The organism is Roseibium salinum (genome assembly GCF_026240905.1).
GTDB classification, from domain to species: domain Bacteria; phylum Pseudomonadota; class Alphaproteobacteria; order Rhizobiales; family Stappiaceae; genus Roseibium; species Roseibium salinum.
Map to the genome: position 1 here is coordinate 489,702 of NZ_JAPEVI010000001.1, position 20,188 is coordinate 509,889.

Annotated in this window: 22 protein-coding genes; 11 read left to right on the forward strand and 11 right to left on the reverse strand. The window is 61.1% G+C overall.

Features of this window, described 5'->3' with window-relative positions; all coding sequences use genetic code 11:
- Window position 1 precedes the first annotated feature (1 nt).
- The 5 genes from ON753_RS02155 to ON753_RS02175 form a co-directional block, all read right to left on the reverse strand.
- Window positions 2–952, reverse strand: coding sequence for an FAD binding domain-containing protein (locus ON753_RS02155; RefSeq protein ID WP_265960904.1), 951 nt, complete (start codon window positions 950–952; stop codon window positions 2–4).
- Window positions 949–1,539, reverse strand: coding sequence for an aldehyde dehydrogenase iron-sulfur subunit PaoA (paoA, locus tag ON753_RS02160; RefSeq protein WP_265960905.1), 591 nt, complete (start codon window positions 1,537–1,539; stop codon window positions 949–951). Before paoA ends, ON753_RS02155 begins: the two co-directional genes overlap by 4 nt.
- 290 nt (window positions 1,540–1,829) lie before the next feature.
- Complete coding sequence (locus tag ON753_RS02165) at window positions 1,830–3,512, reverse strand: tannase/feruloyl esterase family alpha/beta hydrolase (RefSeq protein ID WP_265960906.1); 1,683 nt, start codon at window positions 3,510–3,512, stop codon at window positions 1,830–1,832.
- A gap of 104 nt (window positions 3,513–3,616) precedes the next feature.
- The gene (locus tag ON753_RS02170; RefSeq protein ID WP_265960907.1) at window positions 3,617–4,831 is read right to left on the reverse strand and encodes an NAD(P)/FAD-dependent oxidoreductase; all 1,215 of its coding nucleotides are present in this window, start codon (window positions 4,829–4,831) and stop codon (window positions 3,617–3,619) included.
- A 2-nt stretch (window positions 4,832–4,833) separates the two neighbouring features.
- Entirely contained in the window at window positions 4,834–6,216 is a 1,383-nt protein-coding gene (locus ON753_RS02175; RefSeq protein WP_265960908.1) for an aminotransferase-like domain-containing protein, read from the reverse strand.
- A 278-nt stretch (window positions 6,217–6,494) separates the two neighbouring features.
- Between ON753_RS02175 and dctP the strand changes: the two genes are divergently transcribed.
- The 4 genes from dctP (at window position 6,495) to ON753_RS02195 (ending at window position 9,875) form a co-directional block, all read left to right on the forward strand.
- A complete protein-coding gene (gene dctP / locus ON753_RS02180) occupies window positions 6,495–7,499 on the forward strand; it encodes a TRAP transporter substrate-binding protein DctP (RefSeq protein ID WP_265960909.1) in 1,005 nt (334 codons plus the stop codon).
- 82 nt (window positions 7,500–7,581) lie between these two features.
- The gene (locus ON753_RS02185; RefSeq protein WP_265960910.1) at window positions 7,582–8,163 is read left to right on the forward strand and encodes a TRAP transporter small permease; all 582 of its coding nucleotides are present in this window, start codon (window positions 7,582–7,584) and stop codon (window positions 8,161–8,163) included.
- A complete protein-coding gene (locus tag ON753_RS02190) occupies window positions 8,160–9,464 on the forward strand; it encodes a TRAP transporter large permease (RefSeq protein ID WP_265960911.1) in 1,305 nt (434 codons plus the stop codon). Before ON753_RS02185 ends, ON753_RS02190 begins: the two co-directional genes overlap by 4 nt.
- Window positions 9,465–9,491: 27 nt before the next feature.
- Window positions 9,492–9,875: a RidA family protein gene (locus ON753_RS02195; RefSeq protein ID WP_265960912.1), complete on the forward strand. Its 384-nt coding sequence runs from the start codon at window positions 9,492–9,494 to the stop codon at window positions 9,873–9,875.
- Between the two features lie 163 nt (window positions 9,876–10,038).
- On the opposite strand, the gene ON753_RS02200 is transcribed toward ON753_RS02195, so the two are convergent.
- A complete protein-coding gene (locus tag ON753_RS02200) occupies window positions 10,039–10,602 on the reverse strand; it encodes a TetR/AcrR family transcriptional regulator (protein WP_265960951.1) in 564 nt (187 codons plus the stop codon).
- Window positions 10,603–10,712: 110 nt separating this feature from the next.
- Between ON753_RS02200 and ON753_RS02205 the strand changes: the two genes are divergently transcribed.
- The 3 genes from ON753_RS02205 to ON753_RS02215 all read left to right on the forward strand — a co-directional run bounded on the left by ON753_RS02205 (window position 10,713) and on the right by ON753_RS02215 (window position 13,766).
- Window positions 10,713–11,501, forward strand: a complete 789-nt coding sequence (locus tag ON753_RS02205) for an SDR family NAD(P)-dependent oxidoreductase (RefSeq protein ID WP_265960913.1) — start codon at window positions 10,713–10,715, stop codon at window positions 11,499–11,501.
- A gap of 61 nt (window positions 11,502–11,562) precedes the next feature.
- The gene (locus ON753_RS02210) at window positions 11,563–12,657 is read left to right on the forward strand and encodes an alkene reductase (RefSeq protein WP_265960914.1); all 1,095 of its coding nucleotides are present in this window, start codon (window positions 11,563–11,565) and stop codon (window positions 12,655–12,657) included.
- 107 nt (window positions 12,658–12,764) lie between these two features.
- The gene (locus ON753_RS02215; RefSeq protein WP_265960915.1) at window positions 12,765–13,766 is read left to right on the forward strand and encodes an NADP-dependent oxidoreductase; all 1,002 of its coding nucleotides are present in this window, start codon (window positions 12,765–12,767) and stop codon (window positions 13,764–13,766) included.
- Window positions 13,767–14,019: 253 nt separating this feature from the next.
- Here the strand turns inward: ON753_RS02215 and ON753_RS02220 are convergent, their stop codons facing one another.
- Window positions 14,020–14,469, reverse strand: coding sequence for a gamma-glutamylcyclotransferase family protein (locus ON753_RS02220; RefSeq protein WP_265960916.1), 450 nt, complete (start codon window positions 14,467–14,469; stop codon window positions 14,020–14,022).
- A 26-nt stretch (window positions 14,470–14,495) separates the two neighbouring features.
- Here ON753_RS02220 and ON753_RS02225 point away from each other — a divergent pair, with 26 nt between their 5' ends.
- A complete protein-coding gene (locus tag ON753_RS02225; RefSeq protein WP_265960952.1) occupies window positions 14,496–14,732 on the forward strand; it encodes a type II toxin-antitoxin system CcdA family antitoxin in 237 nt (78 codons plus the stop codon).
- A complete protein-coding gene (locus tag ON753_RS02230; RefSeq protein WP_265960917.1) occupies window positions 14,695–15,117 on the forward strand; it encodes a hypothetical protein in 423 nt (140 codons plus the stop codon). The genes ON753_RS02225 and ON753_RS02230 overlap by 38 nt, the downstream gene beginning before the upstream one ends.
- On the opposite strand, the gene ON753_RS02235 is transcribed toward ON753_RS02230, so the two are convergent.
- Window positions 15,060–15,335 (reverse strand): ribbon-helix-helix domain-containing protein, encoded by a 276-nt coding sequence (locus tag ON753_RS02235; RefSeq protein ID WP_265960918.1) that lies wholly within the window; start codon window positions 15,333–15,335, stop codon window positions 15,060–15,062. The two genes, ON753_RS02230 and ON753_RS02235, sit on opposite strands and share 58 nt — an antisense overlap.
- A gap of 203 nt (window positions 15,336–15,538) precedes the next feature.
- On the reverse strand, window positions 15,539–15,841 hold the full coding sequence (locus ON753_RS02240; protein WP_265960919.1) for a hypothetical protein: 303 nt from the start codon (window positions 15,839–15,841) through the stop codon (window positions 15,539–15,541).
- Window positions 15,842–15,953: 112 nt separating this feature from the next.
- Here ON753_RS02240 and ON753_RS02245 point away from each other — a divergent pair, with 112 nt between their 5' ends.
- Window positions 15,954–16,982, forward strand: coding sequence for a LacI family DNA-binding transcriptional regulator (locus ON753_RS02245; protein ID WP_265960920.1), 1,029 nt, complete (start codon window positions 15,954–15,956; stop codon window positions 16,980–16,982).
- Between the two features lie 136 nt (window positions 16,983–17,118).
- Here the strand turns inward: ON753_RS02245 and ON753_RS02250 are convergent, their stop codons facing one another.
- Both ON753_RS02250 and ON753_RS02255 read right to left on the reverse strand, forming a co-directional pair.
- Entirely contained in the window at window positions 17,119–17,745 is a 627-nt protein-coding gene (locus ON753_RS02250; protein ID WP_265960921.1) for a class II aldolase/adducin family protein, read from the reverse strand.
- Between the two features lie 132 nt (window positions 17,746–17,877).
- Window positions 17,878–19,014, reverse strand: coding sequence for a TauD/TfdA family dioxygenase (locus tag ON753_RS02255; protein WP_265960922.1), 1,137 nt, complete (start codon window positions 19,012–19,014; stop codon window positions 17,878–17,880).
- Between the two features lie 106 nt (window positions 19,015–19,120).
- Here ON753_RS02255 and ON753_RS02260 point away from each other — a divergent pair, with 106 nt between their 5' ends.
- Window positions 19,121–20,044 carry a LysR substrate-binding domain-containing protein gene (locus tag ON753_RS02260; RefSeq protein ID WP_265960923.1) on the forward strand — a complete coding sequence of 308 codons (924 nt, stop codon included), beginning with the start codon at window positions 19,121–19,123 and terminating at the stop codon, window positions 20,042–20,044.
- Window positions 20,045–20,188 lie beyond the last annotated feature (144 nt).

Here is a 20,188-nt window from a genome sequence, read left to right on the forward strand (position 1 = left end):
ATCACTCCTCCGCCAGCATGGCGGCCAACGTTCGCTCGGCGAGCGTTAACTTGAAGGCGTTTTCCTCAGTCGGTCGGGCGCCGTCGAGCAGTCGCGCGATCGTGGCGCGTGCACCGTTCGGCAGTTCCGCATCGGCATCCGCCCGGCGCCACGGCTTGGGCGCGACGCCGCCAAGCGCCACCTGTCCGGAGCCGTCGGGCTGGCGGATCAGCGCAACCGAGACCAGCGCAAAGGCAAAGGACGCGCGGTCGCGCACCTTGTAATAAGCCTGACGGCCGCCGGTCGGAGGCGGCAAGCTTACCGCGGTAATGATTTCTCCCGGCATCAATGCCGTTTCCTGATCGGGGTTCTCGCCCGGCAGGCGGTGGAACTCTTCGAGCGGAATGCGGCGCTCGGTACCCGCCGGCGTAACCGTCTCGACCACCGCATCAAGCACCCGCAACGCAACGGCCATGTCCGAGGGATGGGTGGCGATGCATGCATCCGAGGTGCCGACGATGCCAAGCTGGCGTGAGAAAGCGCCCTTGGAAAGAGCCGCACAGCCGGCGCCGGGGTTGCGCTTGTTGCAGGCTTGCGCCGTGTCATAGAAATACGGACAGCGGGTGCGTTGCAGCAGATTTCCGGCCGTGGTCGCCCTGTTGCGCAACTGGCCCGAGGCACCGGCAACGAGTGCCCGCGTCAGGACGCCGTAATCGTTCCGTACACGCTCGTGAGCTGCAAGATCGGTGTTGCGCACCATTGCACCTATGCGCAGCCCGCCTTGTGGCGTTTCGGAAATCTTGTCGAGATCGAGCCCGTTCACGTCGATCAGATGAACCGGCGTCTCGATTTCCAGTTTCATCAGATCGAGAAGATTGGTGCCGCCGGCGATGAACTTCGCGCCTGGAACTTCAGCGGCCCGCGCCGCGGCAGCGGCCGGATCGGCGGCGCGTTCGTAAGAGAAAGCTCTCATCCCCGTTCCTCCGCCACCGCGGTGATTGCTGCCAGGATGTTGGAATAGGCGCCGCACCGGCAGATGTTGCCTGACATGCGTTCCCGGATTTCGGCGTCCGACATTTCTAATCCCGCGGTCAGATCCCCGGTCACGTGACTGGGGATGCCCTCGCGGATTTCCTCAATCACCGCTTTGGCCGAACAGATCTGGCCGGGCGTGCAGTAACCGCACTGGAAGGCGTCATGCTGGAGGAAGGCGGCCTGCATCGGGTCGAGGTTATCTGGCGTACCGATCCCTTCGATGGTTCTGATTTCATCGCCCTCATGCATCACGGCGAGGCTGAGACACGAGTTCATGCGCCGGCCGTTGACCGTAACGGTGCAGGCGCCACACTGGCCGTGGTCACAGCCCTTCTTCGTCCCCGTGAGATGCAGATGCTCGCGCAGCGCGTCGAGCAGCGTGGTCCTGTGATCGACGTCAAGCGTCCGCTCCTGCCCATTGACGGTGAGCGAAAAACGCGATCGCTCCGCCCTGTCCGGGTTGGCCGGGGCTGCGCCCTGGGCGCTGGCGGCGCGATGGTCTTTGAATCCGGTGGGTGGGGTCATGGATGCACCTGCCTTTCTCTCACGCGTCGGATCGGCTTCGGATGTTGACATCTCGCAAATATCCAGACCCCAACCGCCGTGAAGGAACCTTGTTCCTTCTCAAGCGAGCCATGACTGTCATGCATGGTCAGGACGGGAACTCACCGGCATCCGCACCCGTGCTATGCCGACTATCGCAGCGATCGTGCGGGACCCTCAAAATGCGCGCGATTTTTCACAGATAGGCAGTTTCGAATCCCTTAAGTCCGAACTCGGCGGGCGCCCGCTACGCCTTCGATCGCCAGCGCCTTCTAGCGGCAGGTGAAACTGTCGGCGCTTTCGATGTCTCCCGAGCCGTCGTAGCGCGCCACCTGCGGCCAGTCGCACAGCGGCCTGGTGCGCTGCTTGCTCCAACCCTCGGGCAGCTCCTTGTTGTCGGCCCGCACAGATGCGACGACTGCACCCGGCGCCTCGCCCTTTTCGACCCAGTCCACCAGTTCCTGGAACAGGTCGAAGCGGTCGGTCGCGGGCCCGCCGTCGCAATGCGCCATGCCGGGGACGCTGTAGAAGCGCGCGAAATCGGAGACATCGCCGCCATTATTGGCCTTGAGCCTTTCGTACCAGTCGATGGTCGCATTTATCGAGAACACGCCGTCGCTGGCGCCGTGGAAGACGATCGCCTTGCCGCCGGCCTGCTGGAGTTCGGCGATCTTCGGCGCGCGCCAGTCGGTCGGCGCCATCACGTCCATCGGCGAGGCGGGAAACGCGTCGCTGGTCGCCAGGATCTTCTTTCCGTCCTCGTCGAAGTCGAAGTTGATAAGGAAGTCGAGCAGCGCTTCCGGCGTGCCCTCGATTTCGCTCGGCGGCGTGGTGAAGACGTGCGCCAGCGAGCCCGCGCCCATCACGGCGATGAGCGGCATGTGGTCCCATGGCGGGATCGGGCTCTCGAGCTTCCAGAAGCGCCAGTCGCCCGAAGCGATGCCGGCGTCGTAGGACCAGTCGGTGTAGAGTTGCTCACCCGCAGAGTTCGTGGGGCCGGCGAAGGCGCGCGACAGCGCTTCCACCTGTTCCGCCGCGAGGCACTGGTTGCTCTCGCCGGCGGCACATTGGAGGCTGTTCAGGTCAAATGCGGACTGGCATGCAACGAGGTCGCCGACGATGCCGTCTTCGGCGCCATCGAGGCTGTCGCAGGCCTCAAGAACGCCATCTGCCACAACGGCCATGTCCTGCGGGCTGAAAGCCTTGCGGATATCCTCATTGGCAAGGCGGAAGCTCTGCACGTCCCAGGCGTGCTGCACGGCCGCCATGGGCAGGTTGTAGCCGGGCGCGCCGGCGAGGAAGCCGTCGAACTCGTCCGCGAGACGGGTCGCGCCGACCAGCGCGTGACGGCCGCCGTTGGAGCAGCCGACCATGTAGGAATACTCCGGGCCGTCGCCGTAATAGGCCTCGATCAGGTTCTTGGCGATCGGGGTCAGGACGACGTTGGCGCCGTAGCCGTAATCGACGCGCGCCTGGTGATCGAGGCCGAATACGTTGCCGCCGGCAAGGCCCGCGTCCGGATTGGCCTCTCCGTCATGGCCGGCATCGGTGGAGAGGACGGCGTAGCCGCGTGACAGGGCGTTGTCCGGCTGGTTGCCTTTGAGATCGCCGTAGGCAGGCACCACCTTGCCGTCGTTGCCGCCATTGGCCTGGTGGACATATCGCCCGTTCCATTCGTCCGGCAGCCGCATTTCGAAGCCGATCGCGTAGGGCATGCCGTCGGCGCCGGTCCGCTCGTTGACCGCGCCGCGCACGATGCAGTGCGGGCCTGCCTGGTCATCGGCTGGAGCGGACTGCGCCGACACGATGCGGGTGCCCGGCAATGCAAGCTCGGAAAGCGCGGCGGGTTCGCAGGCGAGCCTGGCCTGTGCATGGGCCTGCGTGGCCGGAGCGATCGCAGCCAGCGGCACAAGCGCCGCCGCAACGACGCCCGGCAATCTCGATTGCCTCGTCATGTCATCCTCCTTGTGCGGCCCAGCCTCCTTACCGGATACCGCTATAGACCATAATGATTATATCATATAACTATCAAGGCGCAATTCACGATCAAGAGCGATTGCTACGCGACGCCTTTTCGCTTTGCGATGAGATCACTGACCATGCGGGCGGTGACCGGCGCCAGGGTGAGGCCGAGATGACCGTGCCCGAAGGCAAAGATGATATCGTTGCCGCCCTTTGAGGCGCGGATAACCGGAACGGAGTCGGGCATGGACGGCCGAAAACCGAGCCAGGTTCGGTCCGGCGCGCCGAGAGAGGGGAAAACGGCACGCGCCCGTTCTTCAAGAAATGTCAGGCGTTTTGCCGAGGGCGGCGCGGTCAGGCCTCCAAGTTCCACCGTGCCCGCCGCGCGCAGGCGTCCTGCCATGGGTATGAGGTAGAAGCCATTTGCGGTCGGGCAGACAGGGCGGGACAATGGTGGGGTGTCCATGTCGAATTCGACATGGTAGCCGCGTTCTGTGTCGAGTGGCACGCGGTCTCCGGCCTGGCGGGCCAGCACTTTCGAATGTGCGCCGGCTGCAATCACCACAGTCTTCGCCCGGACCTTGCTGGAACCACAGGACACCATCACGCCATCTGAAGTCCGCTCGAGCGCGCGTGCGGCTGCGTGGAGAAATGCCACGCCCTTGCTCTCGGTGGCGGCTTTCAACCGTCCCATCAGCGCGCCAGGGTCGCTCAAGTGCGAAGCGTTCGGAAAATAGACACTGCCGCCTTCAAACGGTGGCAGTGCGGGTTCGAGCGCTGCCGTTTCTTCCTGGGACAGGAGTTCCTGAGGCACCTGGAAATGGTTTCTCACCGCGATTTCACCTCCTGCGCGGTCGAAGGCCGAGCGTGTGCTGTAAAGATAGAGGCAACCCCTGTTCCGCATCAGATCCTCTGCCCCGATTTCCATCAGAAGGTTCGCCCAGCCGGTGGGAACTTCGGACAACATGCGGGCGATCCGATCTGCATTACGGCGGCAATTGCCTGGCAGCGAATGCCACGCGAAGCGGGCCATCCAGGGCGCCAGAGAAAACAGCGCTGCCTTGCGGATCGACAGTGGGCTGTCTCTGGAGAGGAGCAACGAAGGCAGGTTTCGCAGCAAGGCAGGCGTCCCGACCGGCATCACGGCGTAGTCGGCGATGGTCCCCGCACTGCCAAAACTGGTGCCGCCGGCGTCTAGATCCGGGTCGATAACCAGAATCTCCCGACCTTCGGAGGCAAGCCGAAATGCACTTGCCAGCCCCGAGACGCCGCCGCCGATCACGGCGATTTCGGTAGTCAGAACCTCGCTCATGATCACTGGAGAGCTTCGTAACGGCGACGGTCGCTCTTCAGGATCTGGCAAAGCTTGTCGAGGCCTGAACGCAAATCCTCGTGTGTCCGGGCAGCGCCGAGATTAATGCGCACGGCATGTGGAATACATTCCCGGGTGACCGCAAAGGCTTCGCCCGACAGCACGCCGACGCCATCTCGATGGGCGGCTTTGACGAAGGAATTGCCGTGCCAGGGATCCGGCAGACGCAGCCAGCAATGGGGCGAGACGTCATCGGTTGCCAGATCGTGCCCGGAGAGGATCGATTGCACGATTTCCTGCCGATTGCGAAACTCGGCCACTTGTCCCGCAATGATTGCGTCGAGTGTGCCTTCTTCGATCATGCGCACCGCAATCAGCGCATTGAGCGCGCTGATGCTCCAGCAGTCGATCCTCAACATGGCGGCAATGTCGAACACCATCGGCTCCGGCGCCAGCACGGCGCCAAGCCGAAGACCGGGTGCGACACATTTCGACAGGCTGTTGATATGGATGGTGATGTCCGGGTTCGTTTGCGCGAATGTCGGTGCTGCGCCAGGTTTCAGGGCCCGGTAGACGTCGTCTTCAATGATGAGGACGCCGTGCCGCCGCGCGGTGGCGGCAAGGGTGGCCTTGCGTTCAGCAGACATGGTGACGGTCAACGGGTTGTGCAGCGTCGGGATCAGGAAGACCGCGCGCGGCCGGTCCGCTTCGCAGACGGCCGCGAAATCGGCGGGGCTCATGCCCTCGCCGTCCACTTCGACCGGCTTCAGGACCAGGTCGAGAGAACGACAGAGCGCGCCAATACCTTGATAGGTCACTATGTCCGTTACAATGACATCGCCCGGCCGGGCGATAGCTCGCAGAACACAGCCGAGTGCCTGCTGCGCCCCATTGGTGACAACCAGGTTTGAAGGATCGACCGTCCCGATCAGCGTCGACATCCAGGCGGCCATCGCCTCCCGTGCCCAGACCGGCCCTTCCGGCGCGTGAAAATCTTGCAGGGCCGTAAAGCGGGGATCAGCCGGCAACTGGGTCATCAGAGCCGAGAGCGCCTGAAGGTAGCCGGTTGTTGCCGGACGGTTGACGGAGAGGTCGATATATCCCGACCGGTCGAGCGGCGCCGACTTGAAGACTGCGACCTGGGACGGATCTGCGACGATGGAGCCGCGGCCCGGCCGGCTTTCCACCAAACCGCGTTCCTGCAAGGAGGCGAAGGCCCGCGTAACAGTCGTCAGATTAACCCCGGTCGACTGGGCAATGTCCCGCTGCGGCGGCAGCCGGTCTCCGACCGCAAGTTGTCCATTCGCAATTCTTTCCTCAATGATCCCGGCAATCTGCAAGTAGATCGGACCATCAGACTTCCTGAAACTCAACTTATCGAACATTCGCCGCAATACCCTTGGTCTGTCTGATAATGGTGTGTTGTGCCCGCCGGTTGTCACCGGTCACCAGACATATTGTATTACATACAAACAAGTCAACATCTCCCGGTTTTAGACCAGATCTGCGCAAAGCGCATCAAACATCCCGCCTAAAAGCACCATACAATGCCATTCTACCCGCTTGACAGTAGCAGATTTTTGATATTGTTTGATCATACATGTTGGTCTTGTACCCACATTGTATGACATACATAAGAAAAATGACCGCAGAGGAGAGCAAGATGTCGGTACACGGTAGGTGGCTCACGACGGTGGCGTTCGCTTCGGCAATGCTGATGGCAGGAGCCGCGGAGGCGGAGACCCTTCGCTTGTCGACATTGGACAAGCCGGGTTCGGATGGCGCGAACGCCGCAGAAACTTTTGCAGAACTTGTCAAGGAAAAGACCGACGGACGGATCGAGATCACAGTCTATCCGGCCAGCCAGCTGGGCGACTGGACCGAGGTTTATAACGGGGTCACCTTCGGCGCTGTCGACTTGGCGATGCAGCCGCTTTCGACTGACAGCGACCGGCGTCTGGCAATCACCTGGTTCCCCTACACCTTCACAGATTATGCCTCGGCCAGGGATGCCCTTTCGGCCGACGGATATGTCACCAAGATCGTTGATGGGATCATCGCTGATCAGGGTCTCAAGCTGCTGGCAACCTATGGCGCCGGCATGGGCGGAGCCGTCTTTGCCAACGAGGTCGACGACCCGACAAATCCGGATGCGAGTCACAACATCAAGATCCGCGTCTGGCCGGGCGGCACGACCCACCATGCCCTGATGGAGCGATTGGGCTTCAACGTCGCCGTCGTGCCGTGGGCCGAACTCTACACCGGCATGCAGACCGGCGTGGTCGACGGCGCCATCGGCGGCACCCCGGAACTGGCCCTCGACAATTTCAAGGATATTGCAAAAACCTGGGTCCAGTACAACGACCATTTCGAGGCCAATTACATCTTCATGAACCTGGGCAAGTTCGAGGGTCTCCAGGCTGCCGATCAAGCCGCGCTGGTGGAAGCGGCGCAAGAAATCGCCGACAAGCGCTTCGACGAGGTCGCCGCCGCGGATGCCGCCCGTCTGCAGCAGATGAAGGATCTCGGCATCAATGTGATCGAACTGACGCCTGACCAACTTCAGGCCTTTGCGGCAATCACCCGCAAGGATGTTTGGCCATCAATTTCAGAGGAGATCGGACCGGACATACTCAAGCAGCTTCAGGAAGCGACCGGCAGCAACTAGCTCCCCTGGATGCCCGGAGGCTTGGTGAGTGGCCGCCTCCGGGTCTTTTTTCAAGAAGGACGACACCCTGGGAGGAAACCTGGTGACGAAATCGGAGTTGGATTCGGCGGAGGCCAGCCACAACATCGCGCTCGAGTTGGCACTGCCCTCGGCGGAAAACCTCGCGCACGGCTACCCGCCGCGCAAACCCGGTCCCCTGGTTCTCATCCAAAGGTTCCTGCTCGGCATCTGCTGCCTGTCGGTCACCGCGCTGATCTTCATCCAGGTCTTCACCCGCTATGTGCTTCACACTTCCATCTTCGGCATTGAGGATTTGGCGAGCTTCGTCGCGGTCTGGCTATATTTTCTCGGTGGCTCACTCGGTGCATGGGAGCGCGGACACATATCCGCGAGCCTCGTCGACCTGATCGTCACGTCCCCTCAGCGCCGTCTCTGGATCAACGCGGCAGCTGCCTTTATCACGACGGCACTGTGCGCGTGGATGACCAAGTGGGCCTTCGACTATTTCATGTTCACGCTGACGCGCCACAAGATGTCGCTCGAACTCGGCCTCCCCATGGCCTATGTCACCGTCGTCATGCCGCTCTGTCTTGCGCTGATGACCTTCTATTTCCTGGTTGAAGCCCTGGACCTGACCGCCATGGCGCGGAGGGCTACAAAATGAGCCTGGTTATCGTATTCGACGCCATTCTTCTGACAGCCCTGCTGATTGTCGGCGTACCCGTGCCGCTTTGCTTCGCGGCCGCATGTCTGTTTCTCTTTGCACTCGGTGACATCGGCAGTGCCTCCTTCCTGATTGGTGCCGGGTTCAGCAAGATTTCTTCCATCATCATCGTCGCCATCCCGCTCTATATCCTTGCCGGCGGCCTGATGAGTCATGGAGGGATTGCTGGACGCCTGATCGACGTCGCCGATGCGGCGCTTGGTCGGACAAAGGGTGGCCTCGGCCTGGTCGTGATCTTTACAACAGCAGTCTTCGGCGCCATTTCCGGCATGGCTTCTTCTGCGGTCGCCGCCATAGGCACGATCATGATCCCCAAGATGGTTGACCGGGGCTACGACCGTGCCTATGCCGCAACCCTTGTGTCCGCCTCCTCCGTGCTGGCACTGCTCATCCCGCCCTCGGCATCCATGATCCTGTTCGGCTGGGTGACCGGCACCTCGATCACCGCCTGCTTCCTGGCACCGGTGCTGCCGGGCATCCTCCTGATCGGTCTGTTCGGCTTCTGGAACCGGTTCTATGCCGCCCGAATGGAAGTCACTGTTGCCGCTCCGGCCAAGTTCACGGCAATTGCTTCCGACATCCTGGCAAAGACCCGCCGCGCGAGCCTTGCCCTGTTGATGCCGGTCCTCATCCTGGGCTTCATTTATGGCGGCATCACCACACCAACGGAAGCCGCCGCAATAGCGGTTGTCTATGCGGTGCCCGTCAGCCTTGTCATCTACAGGGATTTGACGCTGAAGGAATTCTGGGAAGTTGTGTGGCGCAGCGGTCAGACTGCCGGCGTCCTGCTGATCCTGGTCTTCTTCGCTGCCATGCTGTCGCGTCTCTTTACGCTGGAAAACGTGCCCCAGCACATCCTCGAGGGTTTCATGAGTGTGACCCAGCATCCGATTGGCCTGCTTCTGATGGCCAACGTCTTCCTGGTTCTGATCGGAATGTTCATGGAGGATGTCAGCGGCATCCTGCTGGCCGCACCCATGCTTATGCCGGTCATGCAGCAGGCGGGCGTCGACCCGGTTCAGTTCGCCGCCATCGTGGCGGTCAATCTCGGAATGGGCCTGATCACGCCGCCGACCGCGCCGATCCTCTATTTCGGGGCGCTTATCGGCAAGACCCAACTCGGGTCGATGCTCAAGCCGACTCTGGTGTTCATCCTCTTTGCCTACCTGCCGGTCGTGCTGCTGACGACCTTTGTGCCCAGCCTATCCCTCGCTCTGCCCCGATTTTTCCTCGGCGGCTAGCCATTTCCTCATGACAAGGATTTCACCATGACCCGAATTGAGCGTTTTCCGAATTCAGGCACATTCGTTGAAAATGGTCCGCCCTACTCAAAGGCGGTCCGGGCTGGGGATCTGGTGTTTGTTTCAGGTCAGGTTGCCGTAGACGATGGCGGCAAGCCAGTCGGTGGCGGGATCGTTCCGGAAACCCGTCAGACCATCGAAAACCTGCGTAACGTGCTGCAGGAACTGGGGCTTGACCTGAAGGACGTGGTCAAGACCATGGTCTGGCTCACCGACGTCGACGATTTCGACCTCTTCAACAGCACCTACGTTGCCTATTTCGGAGAGGCACTGCCGGCGCGAGCCTGCGTACACGCCGACTTGATGGGCCCTTTTCGGGTGGAGATCGAGGCGATCGCTCGCGTTTTGTAACAATGCAGGCAGGACTTCCGACAAGTCGCAGCGGGATCGCAATCGCTGTGGCAGTCTTGGAAGCTCACGAGCATCCTACAGCGCAATACCCCTACAAGATGGCCAACCAACCACCGACGATGACCGCATTACTCCCGACGAGGGCACTCCTGCAGCAGACCTCCTAGCCGGCAGGGACCCGGCTGATGCCGGTATCGATCCACGCACGTGTCTGTTCCAGGACCTCATCTGAAAGCTCTGGATCATCGATTGCCCGCGCGAGGACTACTGCCCCCACCATTGCTGCCCAGCTTCCGATCGCCGCGCGGCGTCTGTCTTCCGGATCCAACTCCGGGAGCGCATTGCAGATACCGTCGATCTGCGATCGAAGGCCTTCGGTCATGGCCGAGCGGGCGGCCGGGGTCTGATGGCGGAGGGCAGCAGCAAGGCCCGCGGTCGGGCAACCACCGGCGGCGTTGTCGCGATGACGAGGCGAAAGATAGGCGTCCGCATACGCGCGAAGATCGCCGCCTCCGCCTGTGTCCGCGGCGAGGACGTGGGCAAGGCTCTGCGCGATCAGATCGTCCTTCGAGTTGAAGTGACCATAGAAGCCGCCGTGGGTCAGCCCGGCGGCTTTCATCACTTCCGCCACGCTGACCGCGTCGAACCCCTTGTCGCGAAACAGCCGGCTGGCAACTTCCAGAATCCGGCGACGGTTTTCCGCCATCTGTTCTCGACTGACCTTCATTTCAAACTTCTCCACCGGTCCCATTGACATTTACATGATGGTCATCATATTTAGCATCAATCATGATGACTATCATGAATATAGGTTCAATCAGAAAAGAGAGCAATCCCATGGCCAACATTCCGTCAGTCCTTATCACCGGCGCCTCCACCGGCATCGGAGCCACTTATGCCGAGCGCTTCGCGCGCCGAGGGCACGATCTCGTGCTGGTTGCCCGTGACAAGGCGCTAATGGAGTCCTTGGCGGCTCGCTTGCGTCAGGAGAACGGCGTGGCGATCGACATTGTCCGGGCCGATCTTACGCAGCCTGCCGATCTTACGACGGTAGAGACGAGGCTGCGTGATGACGCCCGTATCGGCGTCCTTGTCAACAATGCCGGCACGGCCATTGGCGGAAGTTTCATTGAGCAGAGCACCGATGACGTCGCGCGCCTGGTTGCGCTCAATACGACCGCACTGTTGCGGCTTGCCAGCGCCATCGCCCCGCGACTTGCAAAGGCCGGAGAAGGCGCGATCGTCAACATCGGCTCCGTGGTCGGCCTGGCGCCCGAGTTCGGCATGACGGTCTACGGCGCGACCAAGGCCTTCGTGCTGTTTCTGTCGCAGGGGCTCAGCCTCGAGCTTGCGCCGAAGGGCGTCTACGTCCAGGCCGTGCTTCCCGCCACGACGCGAACCCAGATCTGGGAACACGTCGGTGCCGACGTCAACACGCTGACCAACGTGATGGAGGTGGGCGATCTCGTTGACGCAGCGCTGGTCGGCTTCGACCGCCGTGAACCGGTGACTATTCCGCCGCTACCCGACGCCGGTCAGTGGGACGCGCTTGAGGCCGCACGCCAGGCCATGCTTCCGAACTATGGCAACGCAAATCCCGCCGAGCGATACCGCGCGGTCGCCTGAGCATCAACGAAACCAATTCGATAAACATTCCCGCTGCGGCGGAGACAGACAAGAGTGAGTCATGACCAACAAGACGCTTTTTGAGCCCTATACCCTCGGCTCGCTGACCCTCTCCAATCGTATCGTGATGGCGCCGCTGACGCGAAATCGCGCTGGCCCTGGCTTGGTCCCAGGCGATCTCGCTGCGGAATATTACAGCCAGCGTGCCTCGGCTGGGTTGATCATCTCCGAAGCCACGCAGATCTCGCAGCAGGGACAGGGCTACCAGGACACGCCCGGCATCTACTCCCAGGCTCAGATCGAGGGCTGGCGCAAGGTCACCAACGCCGTGCATGCCAAGGGCGGGCGGATTTTCATGCAGCTCTGGCATGTCGGCCGCGTCTCACACGTCGACCTGCAGGAGAACGGTGCAGCGCCCGTCGCACCCTCAGCGATCCAGGCCGAAACCAAAACCTTCATCAATAATGCCTTTGTAGATGTTTCGGAACCCCGCGCTCTTGAACTAGAAGAACTGCCGGGCATCGTGGACGACTTCCGCAAGGCAGCCGCAAACGCCGTCGCGGCGGGAATCGACGGCGTGGAGGTCCACGGTGCCAACGGCTATCTGCTCGACCAGTTTGCCAAGGACGGCGCCAACGTCCGGACGGATGCATATGGCGGATCGATCGAGAACCGGGCGCGGCTGATGCTGGAGGTTACGGCTGCGGTGGTCAAGGAGGTCGGCGCCGAACGCACTGGAATCCGGATCTCGCCCGTATCGCCCGCGAACGGCGTTTCGAGCAGCGACGCTCAGGCGCAGTTCGACTACATCGTCGATCAACTCGATGCCCTGGGCATCGCCTACATTCACGTCGTCGAGGGCGCCACGGGCGGACCGCGCGATGTCACGCCATTCGACTTCGGCTCTCTCCGCCGCCGCTTCGCCAACACCTATATTGCCAACAATGGCTACGATCTTGACCTTGCGACGTCGCGTCTCGCCGAAGGCAAGTCGGACCTCTTCGCTTTCGGCCGGCCGTTCATCGCCAATCCCGACCTGGTGGAGCGACTGCAAACCGGCGCCCCGCTGACGCAGATCGATCCTGCCACGCTCTATGGCGGCGGTGCCGCGGGCTATACGGATTATCCCGCTATCGCGGCCGCAGACCGCAACTGATCCCTTCGGTGCCGTGCTCAGGCGCGGCCCTACCCTTATCTGCTGTCTGCAATAGTGGCTCTCTGATCGGATGCGGGCTTTAGCGGAAAACTGGAGACCAGATCATCATGAAGGCGTTCATCGTCGATAAGTACAAGAAGAACAGCGCGCTACGTCTCGGTGACATGCCGGAACCGGCGGTGCGGGAAGACGATGTTCTGGTCGAGATCCACGCGGCCGGGCTCAATCCTCTGGATTGCAAGATCCATGACGGAGAGTTCAAGCCCATCTTGCCCTATCGCCCGCCTTTCATCCTGGGACACGATGTGGCCGGCACAGTGGTTCGGGTCGGATCGAAGGTCCGTCGTTTCTCGGTGGGTGACGAGGTTTATGCCCGGCCGCGCGATGGCCGCATCGGGACGTTCGCGGAATTGATTGCCATGAATGAGGTCGACGTGGCGCTCAAGCCGAAGAACCTCACAATGGAGGAAGCGGCTTCCATTCCTCTAGTGGGGCTGACAGCCTGGCAGGCACTGGTCGAGCGTGCCGACCTTGCTAAAGGGCAGAAGGTGCTCATACACGCGGGTTCGGGCGGCGTGGGCACTCTCGCCATCCAACTTGCCAGGCATCTCGGCGCGACTGTCGCAACGACGACGAGCACGGCGAATGTTGAGCTGGTAAGGAGCCTCGGCGCCGATATCGTGATCGACTACAAGAAGCAGGATTTCGAGAAGGTCCTGTCCGGCTATGATGTGGTGTTGAACAGCCTGGGCGGCGATACGCTCAAGAAATCCCTGAGAGTGCTGAAGCCCGGCGGCAAGCTGATTTCGATTTCCGGTCCGCCGGACCTTGATTTCGCCAGAGAACAGGAATTGAGCTGGTTCCTGCATCAGGCCTTGCGCCTGTTGAGCTTCAGCATCCGAAGGAAGGCCAAACACCGGCGTGTCAGCTATTCGTTCCTGTTCATGCGGGCGGATGGCGCGCAGTTAGGCCAGATCACATCGCTGATCGAAGCCGGGATCATTCGCCCCGTGATCGATCGGACCTTCCCTTTCGAAGCGACCAACGAAGCCATGGCTTACATCGCTACTGGACGGTCAAAGGGCAAAACCGTCATCAAGATCCAGTAGGTAAGACGAAGTGCATGACCAGGTCTCCTCCACCGCAAACCAGCAGCATAATCACGTGGAAAGACGCGCCGACTAGGAGCGTCGATGTTGCAGGCACGAGTTTCGTCTACCGGCAGCTTGGCCCCACTTCCGGTGTCATCGGCGTGGGATTTGGTCACCGATTGGCACTGCAAGCTATTGAAATTCTTACGTCTGGCGGGGCAGCTTGCGGCCCCCGATGCATCAACGGGCCGGCGGGGATGGCAAGCCGATGCTAATGCCTCTGCTCGAAGGGAATAAAGCGCCTATCTTCGTACACCTGAAGATGATCCGAGTGAACAGGGTGTGCCAGTTCCCGCGCCTTCATATAGACAAGAGCGAGACACGCGGATCCGCCTTCGGCGGGCTCGACTTCGATCGACAGGCGAAAATTGCCAGGCTCGCCTACCGATTCAATCCGTTCAAGGTTTTCAATTGTTATGTCGTTCGTCTCGTACAGCTCACCGACGACCTGGTACCCGATCCCAGGTTCGTTGAGCATCATCGGTGCAAACCACGGTCCGGCAACGAGGAGGGGATAACGCTCTCGGGTCCGGTATTGTCCCAGAAGCTTCGCCTCCGACAGTCCCCGCTCGTGAAGCGGGAAGCCCCTTTTAATGTCCCGAAGACGAATACCTTTCGAACCATAGGTGCTGGCTCCTTGCGGATGCGCCGAAGGCGTCATTCTCTCGATGATTCAACGGCAGGAAGATCAACCAACCAATAGCCGCATCGTTAGTTCGAACTGCGAAGGGTCTGGCCAACAACATCTCCAAGGCTGCAAAAGAACGTATTCGGACAGCTGTTTGCCAATCACTGGCCGATCAGTGGAAACTGGCGAACCAGGCCGCGCTGAACAGTTACAATTCCTATGTTGCAGGGGCCCCTCCCCCGGTTCACAAAAGATCACATGCCGAAGACGCTTGGAAAGCATCACAGAACAAATGAATTACTCAACATCCTTGGGAAATCGCGCCGCGACGTTCATGCGATGTGCATAAAGGGCGTCGCGAACGATCGTATCCTCGCCCTCAAGCCGGAAAAATATAGAAACGGGAAAATCCTTTACGCCCCATTTGCGGAATTCTTTGCCTTCCAGCCGCGTATAGACCGCGCAGGCCACGGGCTTTATGGCAATAAAGCGAATGCTTTCCTCGATCTGATCGACAAATTTCAGGGCAATGTCCGATCCGGCACGGAGGCGATAGCTGGACGTGAATTCAATGAGCTGACGCTTGAAAAGTGCGCTGCGTATAATCCTGGACAAAAGCGCCCCTATTCGACCGCGGCTTTGCGGGCGTCAGCAAAGTCGTCGTCTGTCAGCGAAGAGTAATCGTTCTCACGCAGGGATTGGGAGAGCCGCGCACGAATATCGCCGCGCTCTTGCTCTAACGCTTTTTCCATGTGCCTGCGCACCAGGTCACGGATAAACTCGCTTGGCGTTTCGTAAAGCGATCCCTTGCCGGTAATCTCGCCTACATAGAGCGCCAGAGGGTCGGGCAACGTCGTGTTCAGGCGTTTGATCATTTTTGGGTAGTGGGTATCCGCCATGGCGGTTTCTCCTATCATTCCGGTCTCATTTTCTCACAATTGCGCGCTCTACGTCAACTAAACGCGCATTTGAGCGCTTTTCAGCAGTTTATTTCCTTTGGTCTGATATCACCTCACGCCCCGCAGTGGCGGTGCGACGCTGCGGGGAACGGCAACTGAGGGAAAATCCTCCTACGCCGCCACGATCGTGAAGCGGGCGGGTGCTATTGGAGCGAAGCTGCGATGTCGTTCCAGACCTTCCGGGCATCACGGGTGTTCGGGTCCTTGCCGGCACGCCTAAACCAGTAGGCCGCGTTGCCATGATCTCCCTCGATCAGGTGACAGAGAGCGTGGATCCAGTCGTGCACGCGGTCGCCTTCCGCGCTCTGGCAGATTTCGTGCGCTTCCTCCCATTCCGGCCCAAGGTTCAAGCCGCCCTTCTCGAGCCACCAGAGCGCCTTCCATGGCGGAGTGAATTCATCGGGAGGACTGGCGGACGACAAGTCCATTCGAGGTGTTTCGGACATGAAATGCTCCTTTGCTGCGTATATTCGCAGATTATTCCAATTATAACTCTTGTCGTACCGACCCCGTTGTAGTTTGAGGTAGATATGACTTCTTCGAAATGATGCATGAAGCATGACGAAATTGGACTTCAAGAAACCGAACCCGACCGTCCAGGACGTTGCTCGTGCAGCCAACGTTTCCACGGCCACTGTAAGCCGTGCGCTTTCCTCGCCCGAACGGGTTTCTGTCAAGACCCGCGAAAGCGTTGCCAAAGCGATCGAAAAGACTGGCTATGTGCTCAATCATGCTGCACGAAGCCTGCGCCGGAGAGACACGGGAACCATCGTCGCCCTGGTTCCCGATATCGGAAATTCGCATTTCTCGAATATCCTGGAAGGTATCGAGACAGTCTGCGCCGATCGTGATCTGAAGGTTCTCATTGCTGATACGCGAAAACCGTCGATGTCGCGTTCCAGGCTAGGCGAGTTTTTCAGCAAGAACAATTGCGACGGGATCGTCATCCTTGATGGACACTTGTCGATTGCGGCCATACGTGCGGCAAATCCCCTGCTGCCACCGATCGTAACCGCCGGCGAATGGAGCGATGATCCGGCGGTGCCGATGTCTGTGGTCGACAATCTGCTCGGCGCAAAACTGGCGGTTTCGCACCTCCTTGAGCGCGGGCATTCGAAAATAGGACATGTCACCGGATTGCTCACCCACAGGCCGGGGCGCGATCGCCTCGAAGGGTTCAGAGCCACGTTGAAGGATGCTGGTCTTGATCCGGCTCCGGCCTGGACGTTCGAAGGCGACTACACCCTTGACGCGGGCGCGAAGGCGGCGAGAGCCTGGCTGGCTGCAGCAGAAAGACCGACAGCGGTCTTCTGCGCCAGCGACCGGACTGCCTTCGGCTTCATTTGCGAGTTGAATGAAGCGGGTGTGCGGGTACCTCAGGATGTCTCGGTCGTCGGATATGACAACATAGATGTCGCAGGGCACTTCGTCCCGCCACTGACGACGGTCCACCAGCCGCGCCGTGCGGTCGGCGAACAGGCCGCTCGACTGTTGCTCGGCCGGCTCGAGGGCAAGGAACCGACGGAGACCTGCGTCCAGCTGGAACCCAGGCTGGTGGTGAGGAAAAGCACGGCAGTTCGTGGATAATCCCATGGTGTGAACCGGCGCGGCAACGCGAGCGATACGCTGCGCGATGAATTGCGGGCGGTCCGTGTGGGAAACAGTTCAGCGTCTTTGCGGATTTACCGACCGACCCTTCGCCGGGATGCCCCTCTTTCTCTGCTTAGTCCCGCCAACTGGCATCCTCGGCATCCAGCGTCGACTTGAGGTAGTCGAAATGACGCTCCGCCATGCCGCGGTAGGATACCCAGCCCTCCGCCGTATCGCGCGCCACCGCTTCATTCAGCACCGCGAGCGGGCAGCCCGTGGAAAGGGCCAGGATCTGCGTCCGCGCGGCCTTCTCGAAGAAGTAGAGATCCTCGAACGCATCCGCGACGGTCTCGCCCGTCACGGTCACGCCGTGATTTCCCATGACCAGCACCGCATGGCCGCGCAGGGCGCGTGCAAGGTGTTCGCCTTCGGAGGCGGTGTCGGAAATGCCACCGAATTCGAGATCATAACCGATCCGTCCGAAGAAGCGTGCAGTGTTGTTGTCGATTGGCAGAAGCGTCGGGTCCTTCAGGCAGGCCAAAGCCGTGGCATAGGGTGAATGGCAATGCAGGATCACCCGCGCTTCAGGGATCTCCCGATGCAACGTGCCATGCACCGCCCAGGCCGACGGATCAGGCGCGTCGGACCCCTTCATCACTTCCGGCGAGTCCGCGTCGAGAATGAGAAGGTCGCTCGCCCGAACCGTCGCGAAATGCTGCCACCGGGGGTTCAGCAGGAACTTCCGGCCACAGGACGACACCGCCGCGCTGAAGTGATTGCCGACGGATCTCGCTCCAGCCGAAGCGGTGGCAGAGCCGGAAGGCGGCCGCCAGGTCCTGCCGGAGACCGGTGATATCGGCAGGTTCGGCCGGGATACTTCTGGATACCATAGTCATGCCTTGAACCGCCCCTCACTGACGAGCGCGCGATAGCTCGAACGCATCTCGGCCCGGTCGGCATAGCATCCGCGCAGGTAGCGGTTGCCGCTGGTTGCGGAATAGGCGGCCCGGCCATGCACGATGCGATGATTGTCGAAGACAATGCACTCGCCCGCCTGGAGAGTGAAGCGCATGATGTAGCGATCATCCTGAAGCAGCTTCCCGAAACGGCAGAAGGCCGGATAATACGCATCGAGCAGATCCTGCGGCAGGTCGATCAGGTCGAGCATATGCTGGCTGATGGTCAGGCCCGAGACCTCGCCATGCTGATCCAGCTCGATCACTCGCTGGTAGGAGCGCATGTCGTAAGTGTCGTGCTCGCAGTAGAACGGGACGTCGATGGTGCTGAGCAGCCGGAAGCCCTCGGGATCCATGTTGCGGAAGTCATTGGCCGCAGCCACGCCGTCACCGAAGAGATTGCGCCCACCTTCGACCGTGTTGGCGCGCATGTGCAGGAACTGGACACCAGGGGCGTGTTCTTCCGCCGGCGTGTCGGTATGAAGTTCCAGAGCAGCTGCGGTATAGGCTGTGTTTGTCGGATTGATGTGGGTGCGGACGTCGAAATAGTCGCCGAAGAAGGTCGGACGCACCTGGCCCATCACGTTCACGAGCCGGGTCAGCGCCTCGTCGCTGTCCGGCATCCCGGTGACGACCGAGATCCCCTCGACGATCAGTGCCTCCAGCCAGTCCTTCGCCCTGGCCTTGTCCGACAGGAGCTCGGCATGGGTGAAGCGGGCGACATCCGCATAGTGATCGCCATACCACGCCCGGCGCGGCAGGTCGGCCGGATCGGGGCGGCGCCGGCCCTGCGCATAGGCCTCGAGCCAGGAGACCGGCATGCGGGTTACATGGTCCTCGCCGGCCCAGTCGATGATCAGCACATCACGCTCCATCCGGGCAGCCTCGGCCCGGGGGGCTTGCTCCAGATGAAAGATGTCGAAGCTTCGCTCCCTTGTGGTCGCGTCGAACGAGCTCGGGCAGTTATCGCGCAGCCAATGGTAGTTGAAATAGCTGCTGCCTGTGGTCAATGCGACGTGCAGTCCCTTATCGGAAAGGGTCACGGCCTCGGGAGAGGACGTCATCACGTTCATGGGAGCCATCCTGTTGCTTGGGGTGCCTGTTCACCCCCAGAAATATTCATTTCACCGCGCCGAAAAAGATTGATAAAACTAATCTCAAGTTAAGTCTGAGGTTAACATGAACCGTCTCCCGCCACTCCGGCTGCTCGTCACCTTCGACGCCGTCCAGCGTCTGGGCTCGATGCAGCTTGCCGCCAGCGAACTCAACGTGACGCGGCCGGCGGTGACGCAGGCAATCAAGGCGCTCGAGGATCAGATCGGCGTGCCGCTCATGGACCGCCGGTGCAAACCGTCGGTGCCGACGGAGGCTGGCGAGCGGCTGGCTCGCGCGACGCGCAACGGGCTGAGCCTTATCGCCGACAGCATCGAGGAAATCCGCTACTCTGCCGGGCTGGCCGGACGGCAGATCACCGTCTCCTGCACGCTTGGCATGGCAACACACTGGCTGATGCCGCGGCTGCCGCAGTTCTATGCCCGCCATCCCGATATTCTGGTGAACCTGCAGACACCTCCCTCGGACCTGCCCGCCTTCGCCACCGGCGTCGATATCGCGCTGCGTTACGGCGGGGACGATTGGCGGGATGGTGAGACGGTGAAGCTCTTCGACGAGCAGGCCTGCCCCGTCGGCCGCGCCGGGCTGATCGAGGCGGCCATGGCGCACCCGGAAGGACTTCTCGCGGCACCGCTCATCCATGTGCGCTCGCCCCACGCCCATCACTGGGCGAGTTGGCCGGAGTATTTCGCGGCCAGGGAACTTGGCCGACCCCACGGCCCGATGCAGGTGTTCGACAACTATATCCAGGCTGTGCAGGCTGCCCTTGACGGCAGGGGCGTTATGCTCGGCTGGCGTTCGATCACTGAATCGCGAGTCCAGGACGGTACTTTCGCCGCTCTTCCAGATGGCGGCTGCGACTTCGGCACGGCCTACTGGGTCACCTGCTCCCGCGACAGTCAACGCAAACCCGCCGCCCGGGCGTTCATGGAGTGGATCACGGAAACATCGGTCAGAGGCAATGACTTGAACACCAGGGAGTACTCCTGATGCGGCAGTACGGTTCTCATCATGCTTGTCGCGCGGCACCTGCTGAGCCGTTACTTGTGCCTGCTGGCGCCGAGGGCTACCCGGCTGGTGCCTGACGGTTTTCTGCGCCGAGGGGAGCCACTGTGGTAGGACAAATTAAAAGCT